Source organism: Clostridium sp. CS001 (assembly GCF_020443565.1).
Taxonomy (GTDB): domain Bacteria; phylum Bacillota; class Clostridia; order Clostridiales; family Clostridiaceae; genus Clostridium_AD.
Genome location: NZ_JAIZZN010000018.1, coordinates 36,816 through 60,921, shown reverse-complemented (window position 1 = coordinate 60,921; position 24,106 = coordinate 36,816). Strand labels below are relative to the sequence as shown.

Sequence of the window (24,106 nt, the reverse complement as noted above, 5' to 3'; positions counted from 1 at the left end):
TACCGCAATACTAATAACTTCTCAAATGTCATTAACTTCATGGATATATTATATCAAAAAATAGGCAACTTGACTGAACCTTTATAACAAAACTACTATTTGTATGGCTAAATCATTCTTTTGAAGCTCCACAAATAGGACAATTTTGAAATGAAAGCGGTACTTCAAGTCCACAACTATCTAATAATTCTGCATTACATAAAATCTCTTTTGCTTCTCCATCTGCGGCAATTTTACCGTCTTTAATTACAATTATTCTTTGACATGTTTCAAGCACCATATCCAAATCATGACTAGTGATTATTTTTGTATGCTTAAAACTTCTTAATAAACTAATTACTCGCCGCCTTGATTTAGGATCTAACGCTGCTGTTGGCTCGTCCATTATAAGTACATCCGGTTGCATTGATAAAACAGATGCTATTGCAGCGGACCTTTTTTCGCCACCTGATAATTTGAAAGGGGCCCTATCTTTTAAATGGGCTATCCCCACTAATTCTAAAGCCTTTATTACTCTACTTTCAACTTCTGCCTCATCAAGTTTATAATTTCGTGGTCCAAAAGCTACATCATCATAAACAGTTGTCATGAATAGTTGATCATCAGGATCCTGAAAAACCATTCCTAATCTCTGGCGTATCATTGGTAATGTCTTTTTTGTTACATGTACATCCCCTACCAGTACTTCTCCCCCACCAGGAAATAGAACTCCCATTAGGAGCATTAGTAGCGTAGACTTGCCCGCACCGTTTGCACCAATAATCCCCACGGATTCGCCATGATGGACTATAAAAGATATATCCTTTACCGCCTCATGCCCATCTGGATAAGAAAAATTTAAAGATTTTACTTCAAGTTTATGATGACTCATCTATTTAATCCTCCTGTAAACAACAAACCTATAAGCATAGGTAAATTGTATATTCTCGCAATAATAAAAAACAAACTCCATGCTACCAAATAAGCAAAATCTTTAAATCTTACTTTTGCAATACCCCCTATATTATACTCACCTGTAAAACCTCTGAGGATCATTGACTGATAAACTCTTTGTGCTCTGTCAAATGTTCTTAGTATTAGCTGGCCTGCAAAAGACCCCCAAACATTAGGGCGTATTCCCTTTTCCCCTGGTGCTCTTAGAGAATAAGCCCTTTGCATTCTTGCCACCTCTTCTATCAGCACTGAAATATAACGGTATGTTAATAATAACTGTAAAACAAAAATCTTAGGTACTTTTAGCATTCTTAATGCTGCACCCAATCTATCCATTCCTGTGGTTGCAATTAATAAAATGCTTGCTGTTACCGTTAAACCGCATTTAATTAGAATAGATAAAAATGTAATCCATCCTCTAGAAATGGTAATACCACCAATAAGAATTGTATGATGGTCAAATAACGGATTCAATATCCCAATTCCAATAATAAAAGGCAGAGCAATCAATACCCTTTTTAGAACTGGCGCAACTGGCAGTTCTGCTAGCGCAAAAATAAGCACGGGATAAAAAACAAAAGGCAAAAGACCACTTATTTCATATCTTCCAAATGACACAACTCCGATTAAATACACCACTGTGGTTAGTAACTTTACAAGAGGGTGAAGTCTATGTATTGAGGTTTCCTTATCTGCCATATCCTCCAAAAGCCTCATATTATATAGCGAATTTATTGCCTTTGACATGTAAAATCAAATCCTTATTATAAAATTTAGGGCAGAGCTTCCTGCCCTGCCCTTCTCTGACCTTGATTCCTTATGCGTTTACTTTTCTTTTCCTCTTTTTCATAACACTTATAATCAGACCTGTGAATACTGCCAATGCTAGTGTAAGTGCCCCTCCTACTATACCTGAAATGCTTGTCCCTGCATTAACAGAAGGCCATGAGCTTTCTGACTCAGTAGCTAACTCATTCTCATCCGTTTTTGCCTTAAACCCATAATCAGGTAAAAACGCTATTTTACTTTGTATTTCGGATAAAGTTTTATGGATTCCATCTGGAGACGTGAGCTCTGCTGTACCTGCTGTCTTTTCCATAGCCCACTCTAAACCATCAGGATTTGAAGAGGCAAACCATGAGATCCCACCACCCACTACAACCACTGCAATTATAATGCTTGTAAGTATTTTCCTTATGGATATATTCCCAATAGCTTCTCCTATAGCTGCTTTTTCTATAATTTCCGGTCTAGCTCTCCATACAAAAGTAACAACTGCTGCAGTTACAAAACCTTCAACTAACCCTATGCCCAAATGTATTGGTTGCATAAGTAACACAAATGTTCCAAAAGGCAATTCAGTCTTTCCAGATAAAAGTGTCTCAAGCACAACGCTAAAGGCTCCCATTTGGAGGCCTACTATGGCTGAAAACATGGAAGCTCCAAAAATCCTCTTAGCTGTAACACCTTTGCGTGTAACCCACTTATAAATTAAAGGGTATGCTATAAAGCAAGTATAAAAACCAAGATTAAATACATTGCATCCATAGGCAAGCAGCCCCCCATCTCCAAAGAACAATGCTTGTATCAATAGTATTGAAGACATTGTTAAAAACCCAGCATAAGGTCCTAGTAATATTGCCAGCAGTATTCCTCCTCCAATGTGTCCGCTTGATCCAGTACCCGGTATTGAAAAATTAATCATCTGTGCTGCAAAAACAAAGGCTCCCATTACACCCATCAAAGGAATCTTCTTTTCATCCATTTCATTCTGTATCTTTTTTATTGAATAAGCTGCAACGCCAGCGGTAGCAGCCATCATAGTTCCACCTACTAAGGGTGAAATCAAGGCATCAGCCATATGCATAATATACACTCCTCTACAAAATAAAGTAACCCAAAAAAAGGTAAGTTTTATACTTAGCCCCTTCATGGGTCTGATTTATATTAATCTATGGTAAATTGCTGTAGAAACCTTCATGATTTCAATTATATATAAATATATCATAGCCTGCCTATCTTTGTCAACCATTATTTTACATAACATCAAGGCTTTTGTATTCACCGAGGCTTGTCTTCAATAGTTATTTACTAAACTTATTGTGTTTATATTTAATACTTCTGTTGGTTTCATTCCCTTCACCATCAATGTCATAATATCATGTTTTATCTCATCATATTTATTGAAAATAATTTCGGCTTTTTCAATATCATGATATATCTTCCAATATCCTACCATTTTGCATTTACTACTTGGATAATCAACAAAGGATACTACATCTTCTATAGGATATCCTAAAAAAACTCCAATTTCATGAGGACACAGATTCTCAAATCTTTTTCCTAAAAATGATAAACACTCATGAATATCCATGCTTTCATTATACCCGAATCGTTTTAAAAATTCCATGCTTCTACTATCTCTTATACCTAGCTTAATTTTTTCTTTATTATAAAATAGTACCAGAGTGCTTGTTTCATCTTTTTTTAATTCAAAAAAATCCACATCTAGTTTTTCTTTTACTTCATTCTTATACTTTTCCCATACATCCTTTAAATTTCTATTATTATTTCTAAAATTAATTAATGAGGATGTTTTATGGTTTTTTATTGTTGGTGCTGCATTACACATTATTACTGAAAGTAAATACTCTATATCATCGTAACTATTTGTTATCTTTAAAAATTTTCTTACCTCTTCTATACTCATAAAACACCCTCCAATTCATACTAATTTACTTTTAAGATTTTGATAACAACTCACCAAGTTCCTTGCACTTTACAATGCTTTCCCCATCTGGTTCATAGTTTACTATAAGACCATCTTGAAGAAGGTTTGCACCATATCTTTCCATTCTTTCTTGCCAATCTTCCATCCATTCTCCATTGCCCCATCCATAAGATCCAAACAATATAGTATTCTTACCCCTTATGGCACTTTCAATGGATTCAATAAACGGCTCCATTTCTGATTCTTCAAGCACCTCTGACCCCATAGATGGACATCCTAAAGCTATGGCATCTGCATTCAAAATATCCGTAGTACTTGCATCCCCTACATTAATCAGTCTAACATTTACATCTTCTTTCATTGTACCTTCCATAATTCCTTTTGCCATAACTTCTGTGTTTCCAGTTCCACTCCAATAAATAATTACAACTTCTTTCATTTTCTTTTCCTCCTCTAAATATCTAATGTGCTTACTTGTATATCCATTAGCTTTGCTGTTTTTTTACATTATCTACATATTAAATTGATATTGCTTTTTTACCTTACTCATATTGTCTACAATATATTGAACTATCACAGGGTCAAACATTAATCCTGAATTAATAACTAATTCATTCATGCACGATTCGAAACTCATAGCTTTTCTATAAGGTCTATCAGATGTCATAGCATCCATAGAATCACATACTGCAATTATTCTTGACCCAATTGGTATAGAAGTTCCAGATAGTCCTTGCGGATAACCCTTTCCATCCCATCTTTCATGATGATAAAGAACAATTTTACTTATATATTTCAATCTTTTCGATTTGCTTAAAATGTCAAATCCGATCTTTGGATGCATTTCTATGTACTGCCATTCATGAGGTAGTAGTTTTCCATTCTTATTTAAAATAATATCTGGAACTCCTATTTTGCCTATGTCATGGAGATGCGCTGCTATATGCATATTCTCAAGCTCTAAGCCCTTAATTCCAAGTCCCTTTGAAAGCTCATAAGTCATAAATGCCACTCGCTCCGAATGACCACTTGTATAATTATCTTTAGCTTCAAGGGCTGCCACTAAGCTTTCAATTATGTCATGGTACATTCCTTTCTCTCTAAATCGAGCAAAGAGCTTCCCAAGCATTCTACATCTCCTTAAGACAGCTACAGATATTGTTTTCTATATGTGTCCATGAACGCTTAGAAAAAGTTATTTTCACACCATGTTTTTTAGATTCTTTTTTGATATTATTCATTAATGAATGGCCTATGAAATCTACTAGAACTAATACTAAATCCGTTTCAGAAGATATTTTAAGTTTTCTATCGCTTGGTTTTCTTCCACTTACATGTTGTATGTCTGAAAATCCTGTATCCGTTAATTTTTGTGATATACTTTCTATTCCATCTCCGCCTATAACCAAAATACTCATTGAAAACACTCCTTTTCTTAATTATCTATTTTATTATTCTTCCATTTTGCACATTCTTTATATTATATGTTTTGAATACTGAATGATATTGATTATCATTCTTGTTTATATTATAATATGTTTATGCTATAATTTTTTTAAGATTATTACTATATTTTTTAGGAATATTAAGGAGATATTATGAAAACTTTACTTAATCACACTGAACTTGCCTTAAATATTAAAAATAACAACTTAGAAAATGCCAATGACCTGTATATAAATAAGATAAATATGCTTTTATCCTTAAGCAATAGCGATAAGGAACTTAAAAAACTGCTGTATTCAATTAACATCTTTGTATATACCTATTTATGTATTAGTACATCCTTAACTTTGGAGGATTTATGCAATGAAAATATTGCTTTTATAGAAACTTGTCATTCTAGAGAAGGTTTAATTATCCTTGGCGAAGGAATTATTAAAAGTTATATTAAAGCCATTAATACTTCTAAACAAGCGCCGGAAAATGAGATTATAAACCGTGCTTTAACCTATATCCACTCAAATATCGAAAAAAAAATAACCTTAGAAAAGGTTGCAGCTCATATTCATATAAGTAGCAACTATCTATGTTATCTTTTTAAAGAAAGCACTGGTTTTAAATTTTGTGAATATATAAATATTTGCAGAATAAACGCAGCAAAAAAGTTCCTTATTAACTCCTCAAATGCTTTGGATATAATTTCTTCTCAGTGTGGATTTAATAGTCAAAGCCATTTTTCCACCACCTTCAAGAAATATGCAGGCGTTTCTCCTAAGGAATACAAGAAAAACTTAGGAAAATAGAACCGCTATATATGATCTTTAAATTGCACTAAACAACAATAACTCAATTACTAGTATTGCCTCTATACCTAATGCAGCATACCGGTTGCTATTTAAATATTATACTTTATTTCTAATATACTTAAGGCTAATACTTGGGTTACTAGTTCTTGTTGATCTAATCTCAAAATGATTTAAAGATGCTACAAAAGGTGTAAGTTTTGTATATCCATAGTTTCTAGTATCGAAATCTGGATACCTCTTGTTAAGAGTACTACCTAGTTCACCTAAGAATGCCCAGCCATCTTCGTCTGAAATCTCAGTTATAATAGTTTTAATAGCTTCGATTAATTTATCCGTAGTTGTCATACTAAGCTTTGATTCTCCCTGAACTTGCGCACCTTTAATAGGCAAAGTTTCAGCATGTTCCGGAGCCATGGAAGCTAGTACTTCAAGGTATTTAAATTTCTCACAAGCTGAAATGAAAGGTGTAGGTGTTTTCTTTTCTCCCATACCGATAACGTACATGCCAGCTTCACGAAGGCGAGCTGCTAGTTTAGTAAAATCACTATCACTAGAAACTATACAAAAGCCATCCACATTGTGTGAATAAAGTATGTCCATAGCATCAATTATAAGTGCTGCATCCGTTGAGTTTTTGCCTGTAGTATAGCTATATTGTTGTATTGGTGTAATAGAATAATTGAGCAATACATTCTTCCATGAGGCTAGTTGAGGCTTTGTCCAATCACCATATATTCTTTTATAAGTGGGTGTTCCATGGTTTGAAATTTCGTCAATTATGTATTTTATATATTTATCAGATACATTATCAGCATCAATCAAAACTGCAATCTTCATATCCTTTTCCATCTTTTTCTCCTTTACATGTTTTTTACCTACTGAGCCCTATATAGTATATAGTTTTTTATATTAAATAAATTATATCCTATACAGTAAATGTTTACAACTAAAATATAACACTGTACTTCTAGGGCTCTTGCCAGTTTAAACCCATAAAGTTTCTCTGCCTACTTATTATTTTCTAAATATTCCTATATTAAAATCTTTGGCACCGCTGAGTATCCACTTAGATACATCATTGGTGGATAGTACATTATAAAGTCAAGAATGTCGCCTAATTTAACGCAAGTATCACAATCTTCAATATCTATAATTAAATGATCAGAGCTACTTCCAACAATTTTCACACCAGCTCTTTGTGGAATTAACTTGTCGTGTAATCCAAAATCCTGTTTCCCCACCGCAAGCAGTGCTCTTTTACGTATTCCGTAATCCTCATAGGTTGGTTTGCCTCCAAAAGCATCAATAAATATTTCCCCGATAGGATGTGTAGGTTTATTTTTTATTTCCACAACTTGAGCTTTTAGCACAAAACTATCTTTATGCATGTGTTTCATATCATATCCCCAGAAATCCTCTAGATCTGCCGCTAATAGTATACCCTCTCCTATCCTTAAATTATTTACTCTTTTAGGTATTTTACCATCTATTACTAAAGGTAACGAACTTGTAGCTCCTCCAGAAATCATTTCTAGTCTCCTGTTTATTTTACCTTCAATTATTTCAGCTATACTACAAAGTCTTCCTAGATTCTCCTCCGTTGGCATTATCGAACCATAACAGCCTAAATTAGTTCCCACACCATACAACTCAACATTTTCAAGATGACTTTCCACATATTCTGCTAAACTAATAAATTCTTCCTCATCAATAATACCTTCCCTCAAATCCCCAAGATCAAGCATTAAAATTACCTTATGTTTCTTTCCTTGCAATTCACATTCCTTTTGGATCATATTTAATGTTTCTAGCTCTGAGTTTAGACTAATCTCTACAAACTGTACCAATTCTTTTATTTCACTAAACATTGGAATTCTAATCATCATAAAAGGAGCTTCAAGTCCACTTTCTTTTAACTTAATTATTTGATCCATTCTTGAACTTGCTATATGGCTACATCCTGCCTGCTCAAACTGCTTCACAACCTCTGGTAGTCCATTAAATCCCTTAACTACCCCTGCAATGCTTATGCCCTGTGATTTACATAAATCAACCATTGATTTTATATTTTCCTGTACCTTCTTTAAGTTTATTTCAAGTACTGGGTATTTCAACTCTGAATTAATATTTTGCATACTATCCATCCCCCTATAATAATCTATATCTTTAGAATATACTTACTAATTATTATCATAAAGGATAAAACACTTTTTATCTCCATCCATATAAAACATTTGCTTACCAACCATAAACGCAAAAAAGCCAACCATATTTTGCTCATGATTAGCTTTTCTCTAAAATAAGTTTTCTAACAAGTTTTGATAACTCATAAATTCCCTTTTGTAAATCTGGAATGCATGCATAGGAGTAGGATATTCGTAGGTATTGATTAAGATTTGTATCATAAATGTGTCCTGGATACATTAAAATACCTATTTTGCAGGCCTCCTCAAATAGCTTATACATATTTATTGGATATTTTATCTCTAGCCACATAAAGTATCCACCTAAAGGTATGTCAAAGCTAGCAATATCACCAAAATATTTTTGCAGTGCGTAAATGGTAACTTCTCTTCTTTTGTATAATTGTTTCCTTAAATATTCTAAGTTTTCCGCGTAAAGACCAGTTTCAAACCATTTTGCTACAGCTAACTGTGATAGTGAGCTTGATCCATAATCTGTTTGCATCTTTATATCACTTAGCCTTTCAATTACTGGTTCTGGTCCAACGATCCATCCAATTCTAAGCCCTGGACTTAAGGTTTTAGAAACGCTACCTACATAAAGCACTAAGCCAGTTTTATCAAGGCTTTTTATTGGATTTGGTGTTGGAGCATCAAGCCATAGCTCTCTATATACATCATCTTCAATAATGGGGAGCTTTTCCTTTTGGCACACTTCAATTAACTGACGCCTTCTAGCTTCAGACATTACTATGCCTGTTGGGTTTTGAAAACTAGGTATTGTATACAGAATTGATAAGCCGTGTTTCCTTTTGTCTTTGGAAATCAAATCTGCACGTATTCCTTCCTTATCCATGGGCAATCCACTTCTTCGCATTCCCATAGATTGAAACATTTGAAGGGAATACAAATATGATGGTTTTTCCAAGAAAACAGTGGCCCCAGGCTGCATAAGTCCCATTGTTACTAGTTGTACTGCTTGCAAGGCCCCTGAAACAATTAAAATCGAATTTGGTGATGCTTCTATTCCATATTTTTTTAAATACTTGCTTACTTGCTCTCTTAGATATAGCATCCCCTTTGGCTCTTCATAGCCCAAATTTGGTATATCCTTTGATACTTCTTTTAAAATAGTTGACATAGTATCCCCTGGTAATAAATCAGGAGATGCTTCTCCAGAACTTAGCCTTATTATATTTTTATCAAAATCTAACTTGTTTATTTGCTTAATAGTATTTAAATTGGGTATGTGGATTCCTTCTTCTATATAAGACTGCCATTTAGGTTGAAGTTTTGCTATAGCTACTAGGGTATTATCAACTATTCTTGTTCCTGCTTTCCCATTGCCTTCCAATATGCCTTCAGCTTTTAATTCATCTAAAGCTGTAACAATGGTGCTCCTATTAACGCAAAGCATGTCTGCAAGTTTTCTTTGAGGTGGAATTATAAGACCAACTGGCCAATCACCACTATTTATCTTTGTTTTGAAATATTCTACAATTTGTTTGTATAATGGTTTTGAAGAAGATTTATCTATCTTCCAATCTATATCTAACATAAAAAACCCCTCTTATAGTTCTCCCTTTAATCCTATTTCTTCAGCAACACTTTGCATCCCTTTTATAGTTTCAGCAATTATATCATTAATATCCATATTCATTCTTTTTGCTCCTGAAAGAATAACATCTCTATCTACCCCTGCTGCAAAACCCTTCTGATTCCATTTCTTTTTAACTGACTTTACTTCTAAATCTAGAATACTTTTACTTGGTCTCACAAGTACCGTTGTTGTAATAAGACCTGTAAGTTCGTCTATTGTAAACAAAATGTTTTCCATCTTATGTATTGGTTCTATATCTATACAAAGACCCCATCCATGGCTCTGCACTGCATGTATGTACTCCTCAGGATATCCCTCTGCCTCTAATATCTCCCTTACCTTAACGCAATGTTCTTTGGGATACATCTCATAATCTACATCATGAAGAAGTCCAACTATGCTCCATTTTTCTAATTCTTCATTGTTTATCTCTGCAAAATGCCTCATAACTGCCTCAACAGATAATGCATGCTTTATCAGACTATCACTCTTATTGTATCTTTTTAGTAGTTCAAAAGCCTGCTCTCTTTTAGGTGTTGTCTTTTCCATAAATAAAACCTTCTTTCTTTTAGTTAATCTTATTATTTTTACCATAAGTCACAGTTCTATGTCCTATCAATGTTGCTTTACTCTATGGGGAAATTATAACACATCGCATGTGTTATTATAATGATATATTTGTCGGAAAAAATATTTAAAAACCACTTATAAAATATGATAAAGTAGTATATAATAATATATACGAACAAATGTTCCTAGCTTGAATGTAAAATTACCGGAAAGAGGTGATGGTGATGGGTAATCTAATCTTTCATATTGATGTTAACAGTGCCTATCTCAGTTGGGAGGCAGCTTATAGGCTTCAACATGGAGAAGAATTGGATCTTAGATTGATCCCTTCTGTAGTAGGTGGAGATGAAGAAAGTAGACATGGAATAGTTTTAACCAAATCAATTCCTGCAAAGAAATTCAATATACAAACGGGAGAAACTCTTCATAATGCACGTCAGAAATGCCCTGGACTTATAATAGTGCCCCCAAGATATTGGTTATATATAAAGTGCAGTAATGCTATGTATCAAATATTAATAGAATATACCCCACAAATCCAAAGGTTTAGCGTAGACGAAAGTTTTCTAAACTTTTCTAACATGGAGCATTTATATCCAGACTATATGGTTCTTGCTGAAACCATAAGTCAAAGAATAAAGACTGAACTTGGTTTTACCGTTAACATAGGCATATCCACTAACAAACTTCTGGCCAAGGTAGCTTCTGATTTTAAAAAGCCAAATATGATTCATACACTATTTCCTCATGAAATAAAACAAAAGATGTGGAAGTTACCTGTGGAGGATTTGTTTATGGTAGGTAGAGCTACCGCCCCAAAACTGCACAATCTAAATATCAATACTATTGGCGACCTAGCAAATTATGATTTGAAAATCTTAAAAAATAAGTTTAAAAGTCATGGTCTGGTAATTTATAATTACGCCAATGGAATAGATAGCTCAGAGGTAAGAAAGAGTAACTACATGGAGGTTAAGGGAATAGGAAATTCTACAACCATAGCTTTTGATGTTGAGGATAAAGATACCGCACATAAGGTATTGTTATCCTTGTGTGAAACAGTGTCTATGCGACTAAGAGATTCACAGAACTGCTGCACTGTAATTTCTGTAAGCATAAGAGGAAGTGATTTAATTTCTTATTCACGTCAAAAGAAGCTAATAGTAGCTACAGATTCTACTAGAAAAATCTATGAGATAGTTTGCTACCTTTTTGATAATGTATGGAAAGGAAATCCAGTGAGGCACCTTGGTGTTCATATTACTGATTTTTGCGGTAATGATTTTTATCAAAATTCTTACCTAGATACCTTTGATTATGAAAAAGATATGAAGCTTAATAAAGCAGTTGATGAAATTAGACTAAAGTTTGGACATAAAGCTATTAGTAGATCTTGTTTTCTTCATTCAGGCATAAGCGCTATGTGTGGTGGCATAGGTGAGGAAGACTATCCTTTAATGAGTTCTAATTTATAAATCATATAAGAATTGGGGGGATATAATAATGAAAATTGTAGCAAAATCAATAGAAGTAGTTTCCTACACTGATGATAAGGGAGATATAAGACCCCTTAGGTTTAGGATTCAAAATGAAGATCAAACAACTAAAGTAGTAAAAATAGATAAAGTTATTACCAAGGAAACTGAAAAACTTGCAGGTAACTACATGCTAGTATTCAAGTGTCAAAGTTTAATTGATAATATTCAAAGGTTGTTTGAAATTAAATATGAACTACAGACTTGTAAGTGGATGTTATTTAAAATCTAGTACTTAATAACTGGTATTTTTGCATCAGAAATATTCTACATAAGAAATCTCTATGTTAATATATAACCTAAAATGTTATACTATTACTAGATTAAATTAAATAAAATACTAAATAAAGTGAGGTTATTTTTTATGAATGAAACTCTAAAGCTATTAGATGATAGGACCTCTTTAAGAAAATATGCTGATAAATCAATAAGCAACGAGGACTTACAATGTATTTTAAATGGTGCAATGAGAGCACCTACTGCTGGAAATATGATGCCTTACTCTATAATCGTAGTTCGTGATCAGCAAAAGAAAGACATACTTAGTAAAAGCTGTGACAATCAGCCCTTTATCGCAAAAGCACCAATATCCTTAATTTTTATAGCAGATTATCAAAAATGGTTTGAATACTATAAAATAAATGGAGTAAAGGAATATTGCGATAAAAATAATTTAGAATTTTTAGCTCCTACAGAGGCAAGCCTTTTCCTATCCATAGAAGATGCTTTGATAGCTGCACAAAATGCAGTTATAGCCGCAGAATCTTTAGGTATTGGTTCTTGTTACATTGGAGATATAATGGAAAAATATGAGTTCCACAAGGATCTTTTAAAGCTTCCTGAATTTGCATTCCCAATAGCAATGTTATGTCTTGGTCATTACCCTGAGGATTATAACCTTAAACCAAGAGAACGATTTGCACAGGAATATATAATTTTTGATGAAGAATATAAGATGTTATCCACAGAAGAAATTCAAGATATGTACAAAACATTAAATGAACGCCCTATAGCTGGTAATAAGTATAATGCAGAAAATTATGCTCAAATGCATTATGCCTTTAAAACAGGAGCAGACTTTTCTCTTGAAATGACACGTTCAATTAAAGAAGTTTTAAAAGTGTGGAACGGCAAAAAAGTATAAAGGAGTGGTAAAATGTATTTTGAAAAGTCAGGAAGGATTAATACAGAGATTTCAGTAGAACTTGCTATTAAAGCTGCAACACAAAATGGTATTAATTATATAGTAGTAGCCTCTAACGAAGGTGTAACTGCAGAATTTTTAAAGAATTGTGGGGCACAGGTAGTTGTAATTACTCATGCAAACGGATTTAGGGAAGCAGGCGCCCAAGAAATGCCTCCTGAAACAAGAACAAAATTAGAAAGCTACGGATTTAAGGTTTATACATCAAGCCATGCACTTTCGGGAGCAGAAAGAAGTCTTTCCAGTAAATTTGGTGGAATATCTCCAATTGAAGTTATGGCTCAATCCTTAAAAATGTTTGGACAAGGCGTTAAGGTTTGCGTAGAAATTTCTACAATGGCACTTGATGGTGGGCTAATACCATATGGAGAGGATATTATAGCAATAGCTGGCAGTGGTCGTGGAGCTGATACTTCTGTAATAATTAGACCTGCTCATAGTGCTAATATACTTGAAACTAAAATTAAAGAAATAGTTTGTAAACCGAGACAGTGGTAATGTCCCTAGTCTAAAAAACCAGTACAATTTTAGATCTATTAAAAGTACTCAAAAGCACCCAGTGGTCATTGTGACCCCCGGGTGCAAATTTTTACATTTATAGTTTTTCAGCTGGTTTTACTACGTCTAACCTAAATCTAAGCCGCTCCATATCCTTGTCCTTTTGCCTCTTCCACGAGTGGAGTACTAGGGCCAGGGTAATAACACCATAGGATACAAACATACGTAAGTATTCCCCAATCATAGCTGATCCAGTAATATATTTACCTGCCATTGGCATTACTATAAACATTAAATGAAATAGTGCAGTACCAACAAGGGCATTAGGAATACTAGCTTTTGCCACTGTTGCACCTCCAACTAAAAGGGATGCAGCTGCGAAAAGAGCTGCTTGATCTGCTCCATTATAAGTATTCAAGGTTCCTATATTTTGCAGATAAATTATTTGTCCATAACAAGCAAGCACTGTTGAAATAATAATGGATTGAATACGTGTCTTTTCAACTGCAATACCTGCAGTATCAGAAACCTTCATGTCAAGTCCTACAGCTCTCATATCTTGACCAAGCTTTGTTTTTCTAAACCAAACCGTAAAGATACAAATCAATCCAACAATCATAAACGTTCCTACTGGAATACTAATATCTCCAAATTTTAGTAAGAATAAATTATCAAATCCCTTTGCTACCTTTAAGTTTATTCCATTACGTACGCCATATCCTTTAGAAAGAATAAGCCCAGCAGTCTTAAATGGAATTATAGAACCACAAAGGTATAATAGGAAGAACTGGTATATACCAGCAATAAAAAAACCTAGTATCATAGAGGTAATCATCTCGCGACCTTTAGCTCTATTTAATACTAAACCAGCAAAGTATCCTAGTCCTATAGCGATAGGCGTTGCTACAAGCGCAGCCATCAAAAGCCCAGGCGCCCCTGTAATACCCCAATCAGTAATAAATATAAGTCCTACTTGGCCGGCTAAAGCACCTAAAATCATTCCAAAGTTTATACCCATACCTGCCATAATAGGTAGCAGTAGTGCTAATACTAAGAAAGAGTTCCTTACTAAACGGGTTATAATTTGATCAATTAAGTACCCTCCAGAGAACTGAGAAATAGGTATAGCTATTATACTTATGATTAAAAACATTAGTGGCACAACACTACCAGTAAGCAGTGGTCCCATTTTTCTCTTATCAAATTTCATAATCTTCATATTCCGTTCTACCTCGCTTTCCGCGTCAGAGCATATACAATCATTCCGTTAGAAACTATTCCTCGGAGGGTTTCAGATATGTCAATGTTTATCGCACTGTTTATAACTGACGGCGTCATTGTTAAAATACCTTGAAACAAAAATGTTCCAATAATTACATTTGTAATTGATGCTTTGTTAACAGATGCGCCACCTAGAAGGATAGCTGCAACGGATGGAAATACAAATGATAATGGAGCATTAAACATTTGAACAAAACCAAAACTTTGCTGATAGACAACCATACCCACTGCTGCTATCATTGTGGATAACATTACAGAAATAATTCTCATTTTATCAATGCTAATTCCTGAAGCTCTTGCATAATCAGGATTAGAACCTACTGCAGTCATTGCAGTACCAGTCTTAGTTTTGAAAAATGCCCATACTAGTAATGCAATAAGAGCAAAGAACAAAATCATTCCTGTTGGTATAATTAGGTGGCTTGTAATTTTAATTTTAAGAAAACCACTAAGCTGATGAGCCCAATAGTCTTGAAGACTAATGGTTGTACGTAAGCCCTCACCCTTGAACCCTTGAACACTTGCTGGATTTTTAAAGGGAAGAATAAGCCACATTATATTCATTAAAAAGACAAATGAGAAGCCTACATAGGTGGCTATAATCATTTCATCACCTTTTACACGATTTAAAAGTACACCGTAAAGAAAACCAAAAATTGCTGCAAAGGTTATTCCTACTAAAAAGGCTACTATAATACCTGGAGCGCCTACAAGGTTAAATTCAAGACTTACAACTGCACCCATCATTCCTGCGATGAGGCCAACTGGAATACCAAAATTCAGACCACATCCTGATTGAATCATTGGTACCATGGAAAGAACCATAATAGAACTCATACCGAAACGTCCAATAACATCACTTATTGATGTATCTACTCTTACTCCGAAAAAAGGAGCTACAATAAATAATAATAGTAGAAATAAAGCAATAATGATACGAGGCCATCCAAAGTTTTCAATAAACTTATTTATCGCTGCCATACTTTTTCACCTTCTTCGTTTACTTTAAACTCTCCAGCCATTAATAACCCAAAATCAGCTACCTCAGCATCTGGCGGCAGAATTCCATATATTTCACCTTCACAAACAATGGCAACTCTATCACTAATTGACCTAAGTTCTTCTAGTTCTGAAGATATAATAACTATAGTTGTATTATTTTCTTCATTATATTTTCTTAATGCATCTAGCACCAATTTTTTTGCTCCAACATCAATACCACGGGTAGGCTCAGACACGAAGAGTAACTTTGGACTGGTAGCAAAGGCCTTTGCTAGGCAAACCTTTTGTTGGTTCCCTCCTGAAAGATTTCGTGCTAACTGACGCTCACTAGTACATCTAATTTCTAGTGATTTTATATATCCTAGAGCACATTCTTTCATAGCCTTGTCATCACGCCATTTAATCATTCCCCCAAGATAACTCTTAAGGAATTTATTTTGAATTTGCATAGCATTAAAAGCAATATTCCAGTGAATAGGTTCATCTAAAAGTAAGCCAACACCTCTACGATCTTCTGATACAAAGGCTATACCGTTATTAAGGGCCTCTACGGTATTGTTTAAAGCGAGTGGTTTATTGTTAAAGAACATCTCTCCACCTGAGACAAAGAGTCCCATAATCCCATTAGGAATTCCAAGCTTTCCTTGACCTGCAAGACCACCAATACCAAGGATTTCACCTCTACGAACCTTTAAGGATACATTTCTTATTGTTTCACCAGGCATGTCCACCCAGAGATTTTTAGTTTCAAAAATAATATCTTCCTTAGTGCTTGTAGTTATATGCTTCTCAGTCTTGCCAGGTTCGGTGTCAACATCTCTGCCCACCATCCACTGCGCAATTTGTCTTACGTCAACACCTGTGGTTGGTTGTTCTATCACTACAAGACCATCACGAAGGACAACAATAGTATCGCAGATAGCTGTTATCTCACGGAGCCTATGAGATATAAATACAATAGAAATGCCCAAATCAGCTAAAAGCCTCATGGATTTAAGTAAAACTTCTGCTTCAGATTCCGTAAGTACCGCAGTTGGCTCGTCCAAAACAATAAGTTTAACTAGGCTACGATCAATTTCACGAGCTATTTCTATGAATTGCTTATGACCTACTGGCATTTCTGATACCAAGGTCTCTGTATCCAGCTTTACTCCTAATGTATCAATTGCCTTTTGAGCACTTTTTCTAATTTCCGGTAAATCTATAGTTTCAACTCTCTTTCCTAGGACCTTTGAAATTAAGCTGCTCTTAGTCTTTTCCATATTAAGTAATACATTTTCTCCTACTGTGAACCCTGGAATTAATGAAAATTCTTGGTGCACCATTCCAATCCCTGCTTTTAAGGCATCCACTGGACTTTTGAATTTCATTTTCTCGCCATCGAGATAAATAGAACCTTCAAAGCCACCAGTTTCAGCAATTACACTCATGCCAAATAAAATATTCATTAGTGTAGACTTACCTGCCCCGTTCTCGCCAACCAGTCCCAATATCTTTCCTTTTTCAAGTGTAAAATTTATATCCTTTAACACTCTATTCCCATTATACTCTTTACCAACATTTTCTACTTTAAGTAATATATTTTCTGTGGACAATAAATTCACCTCTTATGTTCCAACATAATTAAAATTGCTTTGCATAAATATGCCAGCAAAGCAATTTTAACTCATTTGGTTATAATACACCTAAAGCAATCAAAAGGACTGCCCCTAGTGCTCAATGCCATTTTTATAATATAACTTATTTTATAGTTTTAAATTTTTCTGGAACCTTTTCTTTAGTGTTTCCTATGAATCCTTGACCAAATACATAAGTATCTTGATAAACCATTACATGGTTCTTAATTTCTGTACCACTTGCTCTATCTGTATACAATGAGCCATTCCACTCTGCTCCTGGTGTGTATTGCTCAAAGGCTTTAAGCACATCAGCAAGATTTCCTTTTTCCATTTTACCTTCTACTACATTCTTACCATATTCAACTAAACCTTCAGTAGCTGTGAAGCCATAAGAGAATGCCCATGTACCCATTCTTTTAGCTCCGCCTTTAGCAACTACAGTTTCTTCAACTTTTTTAAGTATAGCAGGCCAATTTCCAGCTTCTGCTTTTAAATCTATACCAAATGCACCAGGGTATCCCATTATTGGTGAAGGTAGATCTGGTTCTACAAATATAGCACCAAGTTCTGCAACACGTTTTAATAGAGGCTCTGTTTGAGCATCATTAGTACAGAAGAATGCTGTATCTTTTCCATATTTTTCAACCCATGCAGGCATTTTTTCAAGTATAAATTGTTGTGCCCCTGGAACTCCTACGTCACTAGTTGGGTCTGGAGCTGTTTCAAATATAAATTCAAGTCCTAAGTCTTTACAAGCTTCTTCCATAATGGTTTTTCTTAAAGAAAGAAGTTCTATACTCATATGTCTTGGGAAAGAAATGTGAACGAATTTTTTTGCTCCCATTTTCTTAGCGGCAAGAATCATAAGATATCCACGGTTTACGTTGTCAGGGTCAACAACCAAATCTGAAACTGCTTCTATCATAGCAGTATCTTCTTGAGAGGAGTTAGCTAGAAGAACTATATCAGGTCTTTTTTCACGAATTTGTGTAAATGCTGCCACAGTACCTGGTATTGCTTGATTTACAACAATTACTTTCATTTCCGGGTCATCTGCAAGACCAGTAATTGTTCCAATAGTAGTTTCTAGTTCTTGTGTAAAGTTGTCGGGATAAGTAACATGCTTTATCATTCCACCAGAATTAGCATCTCCATACTTTGCAATCATTGCCTCAGCACCACGCAGTTCATCCTCACCTTGAGATACAGTACCAGTAACGATACCAATATGCATCTTTTTATCCGTAGAAGCTGCTTTTGGACCACATCCTACTAAACCAACCGTAAGCATTAAACTTAAACCAATTGCTAATGATTTTTTTAACATCTAGAATCCCCCTTTTTCGAGCTAAGCTCATTTATAATACAAAAATTCTAAGCATAATAGTTCCATTCATAAAAAACTAATACTATAAAATAATTAGTTCTAATAAATATTTACATCTATGAAAGGTTTTATTTTACGAAGAATTTAGCATTCAAAATATAAGTTTCAGATTTGTAGAAATTTAAAATAATTTAAAGAGTAAAAGTACCATCCAATTGAATATTTTGTCTAATTTTGATCGTTACTGAAATAACTTTATCCTCACAGGCAAACCAAAGTATTTTTTTGTCGAATTCATTGAATAAAGTTTAACAATTGTAATAACTTCAATTGTTAGAATATTTTATATGTTGGGAACATTAATATTTATAATAGTACAACCTTTAATATTCTTTGTCAAGATGTAATATGTGAAAATTTAGCATATTGTGTTCTTTACGTGTACTACATGGCCTATATAAGAATTTAATAATGTGAATAGCATATAATTAATAGACCTAATTATTAAACTATTGAAAGTCCTACGATTGAGAGTTTCACCCTTAGTTATCAATGCTATAGTAAACTATAAATTTAATTATTCATTTAAAACAAATTAAATTATATTATATTAAAAAATCTTTTACACATTAAGTTAATTACAATTCATTATTTTAATATTCAAACCTTCCTACCTTAAAGACTTCCAAATTTAGAGCTTTTCAATTAATATATATGTATTAATTTTACTGAATATGCGATATCAGTTCATGGTATTTACAGCTAAAAAATAAGCATCAATAGCTGCTATTACAGCTATTGATGCTTATTAAAATACTTTTTACAATCTTTTTATATTAAATTAACTTACTGAATCTTTTCTATTATAATTTGTTCTTCTTTAGCGTCCACCCCTATGATAGAACCATCATTTATGTCTCCACGAATAATCTTTTTAGCAATAGATGTTTCTAAGACATTTTCAATATATCTCTTTAATGGCCTTGCACCGTATGTTGGGTCATAACCTTCCTCTGCCATAAGTTCTTTAGCAGCCTCCGTTACTTTCATAGATATATTTTTATCCTTAAGTCTATTTTGAATGTCTTCAAGGAATATATCAACTATACCCTTTATTTCTCTTGTTTCTAAAGGCTTAAATAATATAATATCATCTAACCTATTTAGAAATTCAGGTTTGAATTTTGACTTTAGTTCCCTCATAACTCTATCACGAATATGCTCATCAATACCTCCACTTCCACTATTCTCTAGCAAGTAGTTACTTCCGATATTTGAAGTCATGATAATGATGCAGTTTTTAAAGTTTACAATTTTGCCTTGGTTATCTGTTAGCCTTCCGTCATCTAATATCTGAAGGAATATGTTAAACACATCTTCATGAGCCTTTTCTATTTCATCAAATAGTAACACGCTATAAGGCTTTCTCCTAACAGCTTCCGTAAGTTGACCGCCTTCTTCATAACCTACATATCCTGGTGGTGCTCCTATAAGTCTAGAAACTGAATATTTTTCCATATACTCCGACATGTCTATTCTTATTATACTTTCCTTACTGTCAAACAAAGTTTTAGCCAAAGTTTTAGCAAGTTCCGTTTTCCCAACACCTGTTGGTCCAAGGAATATGAATGAACCAATAGGCCTTCTTGGGTCCTTCATGCCGGCTCTTGCACGGATAACAGCATTTGAAACTGCGGTTACCGCTTCCTTTTGACCAATTACCCTCTTTTCAAGCTCCTCTTCAAGCCTTAAAAGTTTTTTCCGTTCACTTTCCACCAGACTTTCTACAGGTATTCCAGTCCATTTTGATACTATCTGTGAAATCTCCTTCTCCGTTACCTCTTCTTTAAGCATAGCTGTTTCATTGTTTTCATGAATATTTTCTTCTTTTTCTTTTATCTGAGCTTCTAGCTTTGGAATTACGCCATATTTAAGCTCTGCAACTTTATTTAAATCATATTCCCTTTCTGACTTTTCTATTTCCCCACGAGCAACATCTAACTGCTCTTTTAAATTTCTAATTTCAACAATTTTAAATTTTTCTTTATCATATTTTGCAGTCATTTCATTATCTTTATCTTTTAAATTACTTAGTTCTTTTTCAAGTATTGCCAGCCTTTTCTTTGAAGCCTCATCATTTTCTTTAGATAATGCATTTTTTTCAATTTCTAGCTGAAAAATTTTACGTTTGGTCATATCCATCTCTGTAGGCATGCTGTCGATTTCAGTTCTTATCATTGCACAAGCTTCATCTATAAGGTCTATTGCCTTATCAGGAAGGAATCTTGCAGTTATATATCTATCGGATAATTTTGCTGCTGCAACAATAGCTGAATCATGAATTCTAAGTCCATGATATATTTCAAACTTTTCTTTAAGTCCTCTAAGTATTGATACAGCATCTTCAACCGTTGGCTCTTCTACAGTTACGGGTTGGAATCTTCGTTCTAGGGCCTTATCTTTCTCTAAATATTTTCTATATTCATCAAAAGTAGTTGCTCCTATGCAATGAAGGCTCCCTCTTGCTAGTAATGGTTTTATCATATTTCCTGCATCCATGGAGCCCTCTGATTTTCCTGCTCCTACAATGTTATGGATTTCGTCTATAAATAGAATTATCCTACCTTCACTATTTTCTACTTCTTTAAGCACAGCTTTAAGTCTTTCTTCAAACTCACCTTTAAATTTGGCACCAGCAATAAGTGCCCCCATATCTAAGGAAAATACTATTTTATTTTTTAGTCCTTCTGGTACGTCGCCTTTCACAATTCTCTGGGCAAGCCCCTCCACTATGGCAGTTTTACCAACTCCAGGCTCTCCGATAAGTACAGGATTATTTTTAGTTCTTCTAGATAGTATTCTTATAACCCGTCTTATTTCTTCATCACGCCCTATGACAGGATCTAATTTATGTTTTTTAGCTTCCTCCACAAGATTTGAACCATATTTAACTAATGCCTCATAAGTACCTTCGGGATCTACATTATCTACTCTCTGATTTCCCCTAACTTGTGAAAGTGCGCTTAAGAATTTTTCTTTAGATATATTAAATTTCTTTAAGATATCCGCAATTTCTTTAGAATTTACATCTATTAATCCAAGCATTACATGCTCTACACTTATATATGAATCTTTAAATTTTTTAGCTTCATCCTCTGCCTTTATAAAAACCTCTTCAAACCTTCTAGTAGCGCGAATAGAACTAGTATCTGCACCACTTCCTGTGACTCTTGGAATTTTGGCCAAAGCTTTGTTTATATCCTCATTAAGTTCCCTTATATCCACTCCCATTTTACTAAATATATTGGGGATGAGACCATCCTCTTGGGTTATTAATGCTGCAAATAAGTGAAGTGTGTCTATCTGTTGATGACTATTTTTTACAGCTATTAACTGAGCCTCATTTAATGATTGTTGAACCTTTATTGTTAGTTTTTCTACATCCATGAAATAACCCTCCCTTTAATTAATTATATTTATTACTATTATTATATCACTAAATAAACTGTTAATGCTATATGTTAAATGCACTATCTTTTAGCCGTTACACCAGGTGGTTAGCGAGTTTATATTAAAATAATAAAAAGCACTTACCTAAGTAAATGCTTTTTATTATAGCTAATGTTTATTGTTATTTCTTAGGTTTCCTTACTGAAGCTTTTGCCGTTAATGTGGTAATTTCTCAAATGTTCTTTTTTTACTTAGCACATTTAAAACCACACAAAATATCATCAAAACAATAGCAACTACAATAGCACTCATGCCAGCCATAATTCCAAAAGCATCTGATAATGCACCAGTTATACTTGGCATTATGATAGCACCAACACCCCCTATCATAAGCAACACGCCCATTGACATAGGATAAGCCTTAATTGTGTCACCAACAGTGGAAATTGTTGTAGGATAGATGCCTGCCATAGAAAATCCTAATCCCATTATAGCTATAGTAATAACACTTAAATTTTGTGTTGAAAGTAATAGCAAGTAAAAAGCTCCGGTTCCAAAACTTGCTGCCAACAGCAATGTTTTTTTAGATACTTTATCTCCTAAAAAGACGCAGGTTAATCTACCAATAAGAATAACAGCCCATAATAAAGATGCAAGGATTTGTGCATATTCTATAGTCATAATCTTTGAATCTATAAAATATTTAACTAGCCATCCATTTATAGCTGATTCCGCACACAGATAAAAAAATAAAACTCCAGCGCTAACCAAAAAGAACTTATCTTTCAAAAATCCATAGGATATCTTCACCCTTGACTTGTTTTTCGCAGCATCATCGATTTCCATTTTTGAAAAGAGAAAAATAGATATAATTGCAAGAATAATAATAACTCCAGCAGCTGCCTTCCATCCCTTGTCACCAAACATTTTTGTACAGAAAATAATTAAAAATGGCGCAATTAAAGCTCCAACAGCAAAAATACTATGTAAAAAATTAAGTGCTGCTGAGCTCCCATTAGACTCCTCATTTACAACGGTGTTGTTAAAGTTTGAGATGCTTCCTCTACTTAATCCTGTAAATAAAAACCCTAAAATCAATAGAACAGGATTTCCTGTTAAAATCATTATTGAAAATCCCATAACAACAAAGCTACATAAAAACATTATTGATTTTTTTCTTCCCAAATAAAGAGGCAAAACACCTGCCAAAAAACCAGCTATCAAGTTACCAGCTTGATGAGCAGAGAGTAATGCCCCACTTACTGTATTATTTAAACCATATTCATTGCTAATCATTGGCAATAAGGAACCTAATATCATGGCATATAGACCATTTACTGCAAAAACAAAAAAGCAGCAATTTAGAATGTACCTCTTTCGTTTATCAAGCTCCGAATAAAACAATGGCTTTTTCATATAAAAAAGTCCTCCTTATATCGTAAATATAATCATTGGGGAGCTATAGACCTTTTAGTAATACCTATAAATTCCCTTTAATTTTATTTATTAACTGATCATATTCTTCAGTTTTAAGCAAAACTTTGTTTTCAGGAGACATCTCAAAGGTTGTTCCCCATGAAGGTCCGTTTTCATATTTAGGAACTATATGAAAGTGAAGATGAGTCATCTTATCAGCATAAGCACCATAATTAATCTTATCAGGTGAAAATGCTTTGCTTAAAGCACCTGCAACTCTTGCAACATCTTTCATATAAAGCGAACACTCCTCATCACTTAGGTCAAAAAGCTCACTTTTATGTCCATTGTATGCAACAATGCATCTACCTCTATAAGTTTGTTCTTTAAATAGATATAATGTTGAAGACTCTAACTCGCATATTTCAATCATTAAATCAGTAAGCCTTTCATCCTTTACACAATAGAAACAATCATTATTAAAACTCATATTAAATCTCTCCCTTTT

At 33.9% G+C, this 24,106-nt stretch carries 23 protein-coding genes; 5 read left to right on the top strand and 18 right to left on the bottom strand.

Annotation, left to right across the window (positions count from 1 at the left end):
- Positions 1–112: 112 nt before the first annotated feature.
- From LGK97_RS12590 to LGK97_RS12560, 7 genes are all read right to left on the bottom strand, one after another.
- Positions 113–871, bottom strand: a complete 759-nt coding sequence (locus tag LGK97_RS12590; RefSeq protein ID WP_226260126.1) for an energy-coupling factor ABC transporter ATP-binding protein — start codon at positions 869–871, stop codon at positions 113–115.
- Positions 868–1,680, bottom strand: a complete 813-nt coding sequence (gene cbiQ, locus LGK97_RS12585; RefSeq protein ID WP_226260125.1) for a cobalt ECF transporter T component CbiQ — start codon at positions 1,678–1,680, stop codon at positions 868–870. The genes LGK97_RS12590 and cbiQ overlap by 4 nt, the downstream gene beginning before the upstream one ends.
- A gap of 70 nt (positions 1,681–1,750) precedes the next feature.
- The gene (locus LGK97_RS12580; protein WP_226260124.1) at positions 1,751–2,800 is read right to left on the bottom strand and encodes an energy-coupling factor ABC transporter permease; all 1,050 of its coding nucleotides are present in this window, start codon (positions 2,798–2,800) and stop codon (positions 1,751–1,753) included.
- A gap of 210 nt (positions 2,801–3,010) precedes the next feature.
- Positions 3,011–3,643: a DUF3793 family protein gene (locus LGK97_RS12575; protein ID WP_226260123.1), complete on the bottom strand. Its 633-nt coding sequence runs from the start codon at positions 3,641–3,643 to the stop codon at positions 3,011–3,013.
- Positions 3,644–3,674: 31 nt separating this feature from the next.
- Positions 3,675–4,103 (bottom strand): flavodoxin, encoded by a 429-nt coding sequence (locus LGK97_RS12570; RefSeq protein WP_226260122.1) that lies wholly within the window; start codon positions 4,101–4,103, stop codon positions 3,675–3,677.
- A 72-nt stretch (positions 4,104–4,175) separates the two neighbouring features.
- Positions 4,176–4,793 carry an HD-GYP domain-containing protein gene (locus LGK97_RS12565; protein WP_226260121.1) on the bottom strand — a complete coding sequence of 206 codons (618 nt, stop codon included), beginning with the start codon at positions 4,791–4,793 and terminating at the stop codon, positions 4,176–4,178.
- Between the two features lies 1 nt (position 4,794).
- Positions 4,795–5,082, bottom strand: coding sequence for a DUF2325 domain-containing protein (locus LGK97_RS12560; RefSeq protein WP_226260120.1), 288 nt, complete (start codon positions 5,080–5,082; stop codon positions 4,795–4,797).
- A 180-nt stretch (positions 5,083–5,262) separates the two neighbouring features.
- On the opposite strand from LGK97_RS12560, the gene LGK97_RS12555 reads away from it, so the two are divergent.
- Complete coding sequence (locus LGK97_RS12555) at positions 5,263–5,910, top strand: helix-turn-helix transcriptional regulator (protein ID WP_226260119.1); 648 nt, start codon at positions 5,263–5,265, stop codon at positions 5,908–5,910.
- A gap of 99 nt (positions 5,911–6,009) precedes the next feature.
- Here the strand turns inward: LGK97_RS12555 and LGK97_RS12550 are convergent, their stop codons facing one another.
- The 4 genes from LGK97_RS12550 to LGK97_RS12535 all read right to left on the bottom strand — a co-directional run bounded on the left by LGK97_RS12550 (position 6,010) and on the right by LGK97_RS12535 (position 10,245).
- On the bottom strand, positions 6,010–6,762 hold the full coding sequence (locus LGK97_RS12550; protein ID WP_226260118.1) for an NYN domain-containing protein: 753 nt from the start codon (positions 6,760–6,762) through the stop codon (positions 6,010–6,012).
- A gap of 182 nt (positions 6,763–6,944) precedes the next feature.
- Positions 6,945–8,048 (bottom strand): alanine/ornithine racemase family PLP-dependent enzyme, encoded by a 1,104-nt coding sequence (locus LGK97_RS12545; RefSeq protein WP_226260117.1) that lies wholly within the window; start codon positions 8,046–8,048, stop codon positions 6,945–6,947.
- 148 nt (positions 8,049–8,196) lie between these two features.
- Positions 8,197–9,654: a PLP-dependent aminotransferase family protein gene (locus LGK97_RS12540; protein ID WP_226260116.1), complete on the bottom strand. Its 1,458-nt coding sequence runs from the start codon at positions 9,652–9,654 to the stop codon at positions 8,197–8,199.
- A gap of 12 nt (positions 9,655–9,666) precedes the next feature.
- Positions 9,667–10,245 (bottom strand): HD domain-containing protein, encoded by a 579-nt coding sequence (locus tag LGK97_RS12535; RefSeq protein WP_226260115.1) that lies wholly within the window; start codon positions 10,243–10,245, stop codon positions 9,667–9,669.
- 242 nt (positions 10,246–10,487) lie between these two features.
- Here LGK97_RS12535 and LGK97_RS12530 point away from each other — a divergent pair, with 242 nt between their 5' ends.
- The 4 genes from LGK97_RS12530 to LGK97_RS12515 all read left to right on the top strand — a co-directional run bounded on the left by LGK97_RS12530 (position 10,488) and on the right by LGK97_RS12515 (position 13,503).
- Positions 10,488–11,741: a DNA polymerase thumb domain-containing protein gene (locus tag LGK97_RS12530; protein WP_226260114.1), complete on the top strand. Its 1,254-nt coding sequence runs from the start codon at positions 10,488–10,490 to the stop codon at positions 11,739–11,741.
- A 28-nt stretch (positions 11,742–11,769) separates the two neighbouring features.
- Positions 11,770–12,033 (top strand): hypothetical protein, encoded by a 264-nt coding sequence (locus LGK97_RS12525; protein ID WP_226260113.1) that lies wholly within the window; start codon positions 11,770–11,772, stop codon positions 12,031–12,033.
- Positions 12,034–12,165: 132 nt separating this feature from the next.
- Positions 12,166–12,945, top strand: coding sequence for a nitroreductase family protein (locus LGK97_RS12520; RefSeq protein ID WP_226260112.1), 780 nt, complete (start codon positions 12,166–12,168; stop codon positions 12,943–12,945).
- 12 nt (positions 12,946–12,957) lie between these two features.
- The gene (locus LGK97_RS12515) at positions 12,958–13,503 is read left to right on the top strand and encodes a pyruvate kinase alpha/beta domain-containing protein (RefSeq protein WP_226260111.1); all 546 of its coding nucleotides are present in this window, start codon (positions 12,958–12,960) and stop codon (positions 13,501–13,503) included.
- 97 nt (positions 13,504–13,600) lie between these two features.
- Here the strand turns inward: LGK97_RS12515 and LGK97_RS12510 are convergent, their stop codons facing one another.
- The 7 genes from LGK97_RS12510 to LGK97_RS12480 all read right to left on the bottom strand — a co-directional run bounded on the left by LGK97_RS12510 (position 13,601) and on the right by LGK97_RS12480 (position 24,088).
- Entirely contained in the window at positions 13,601–14,722 is a 1,122-nt protein-coding gene (locus LGK97_RS12510; RefSeq protein ID WP_226260110.1) for an ABC transporter permease subunit, read from the bottom strand.
- An 8-nt stretch (positions 14,723–14,730) separates the two neighbouring features.
- Positions 14,731–15,765, bottom strand: a complete 1,035-nt coding sequence (locus LGK97_RS12505) for an ABC transporter permease subunit (RefSeq protein WP_226260109.1) — start codon at positions 15,763–15,765, stop codon at positions 14,731–14,733.
- Complete coding sequence (locus tag LGK97_RS12500; RefSeq protein WP_226260108.1) at positions 15,753–17,381, bottom strand: sugar ABC transporter ATP-binding protein; 1,629 nt, start codon at positions 17,379–17,381, stop codon at positions 15,753–15,755. Before LGK97_RS12500 ends, LGK97_RS12505 begins: the two co-directional genes overlap by 13 nt.
- Before the next feature lie 145 nt (positions 17,382–17,526).
- Positions 17,527–18,732, bottom strand: coding sequence for a DUF3798 domain-containing protein (locus LGK97_RS12495; protein ID WP_226260107.1), 1,206 nt, complete (start codon positions 18,730–18,732; stop codon positions 17,527–17,529).
- 846 nt (positions 18,733–19,578) lie between these two features.
- Positions 19,579–22,179, bottom strand: a complete 2,601-nt coding sequence (gene clpB, locus LGK97_RS12490; RefSeq protein WP_226260106.1) for an ATP-dependent chaperone ClpB — start codon at positions 22,177–22,179, stop codon at positions 19,579–19,581.
- A 219-nt stretch (positions 22,180–22,398) separates the two neighbouring features.
- On the bottom strand, positions 22,399–23,598 hold the full coding sequence (locus LGK97_RS12485; protein WP_226260105.1) for an MFS transporter: 1,200 nt from the start codon (positions 23,596–23,598) through the stop codon (positions 22,399–22,401).
- Between the two features lie 64 nt (positions 23,599–23,662).
- Positions 23,663–24,088: an HIT family protein gene (locus LGK97_RS12480; RefSeq protein ID WP_226260104.1), complete on the bottom strand. Its 426-nt coding sequence runs from the start codon at positions 24,086–24,088 to the stop codon at positions 23,663–23,665.
- Positions 24,089–24,106 lie beyond the last annotated feature (18 nt).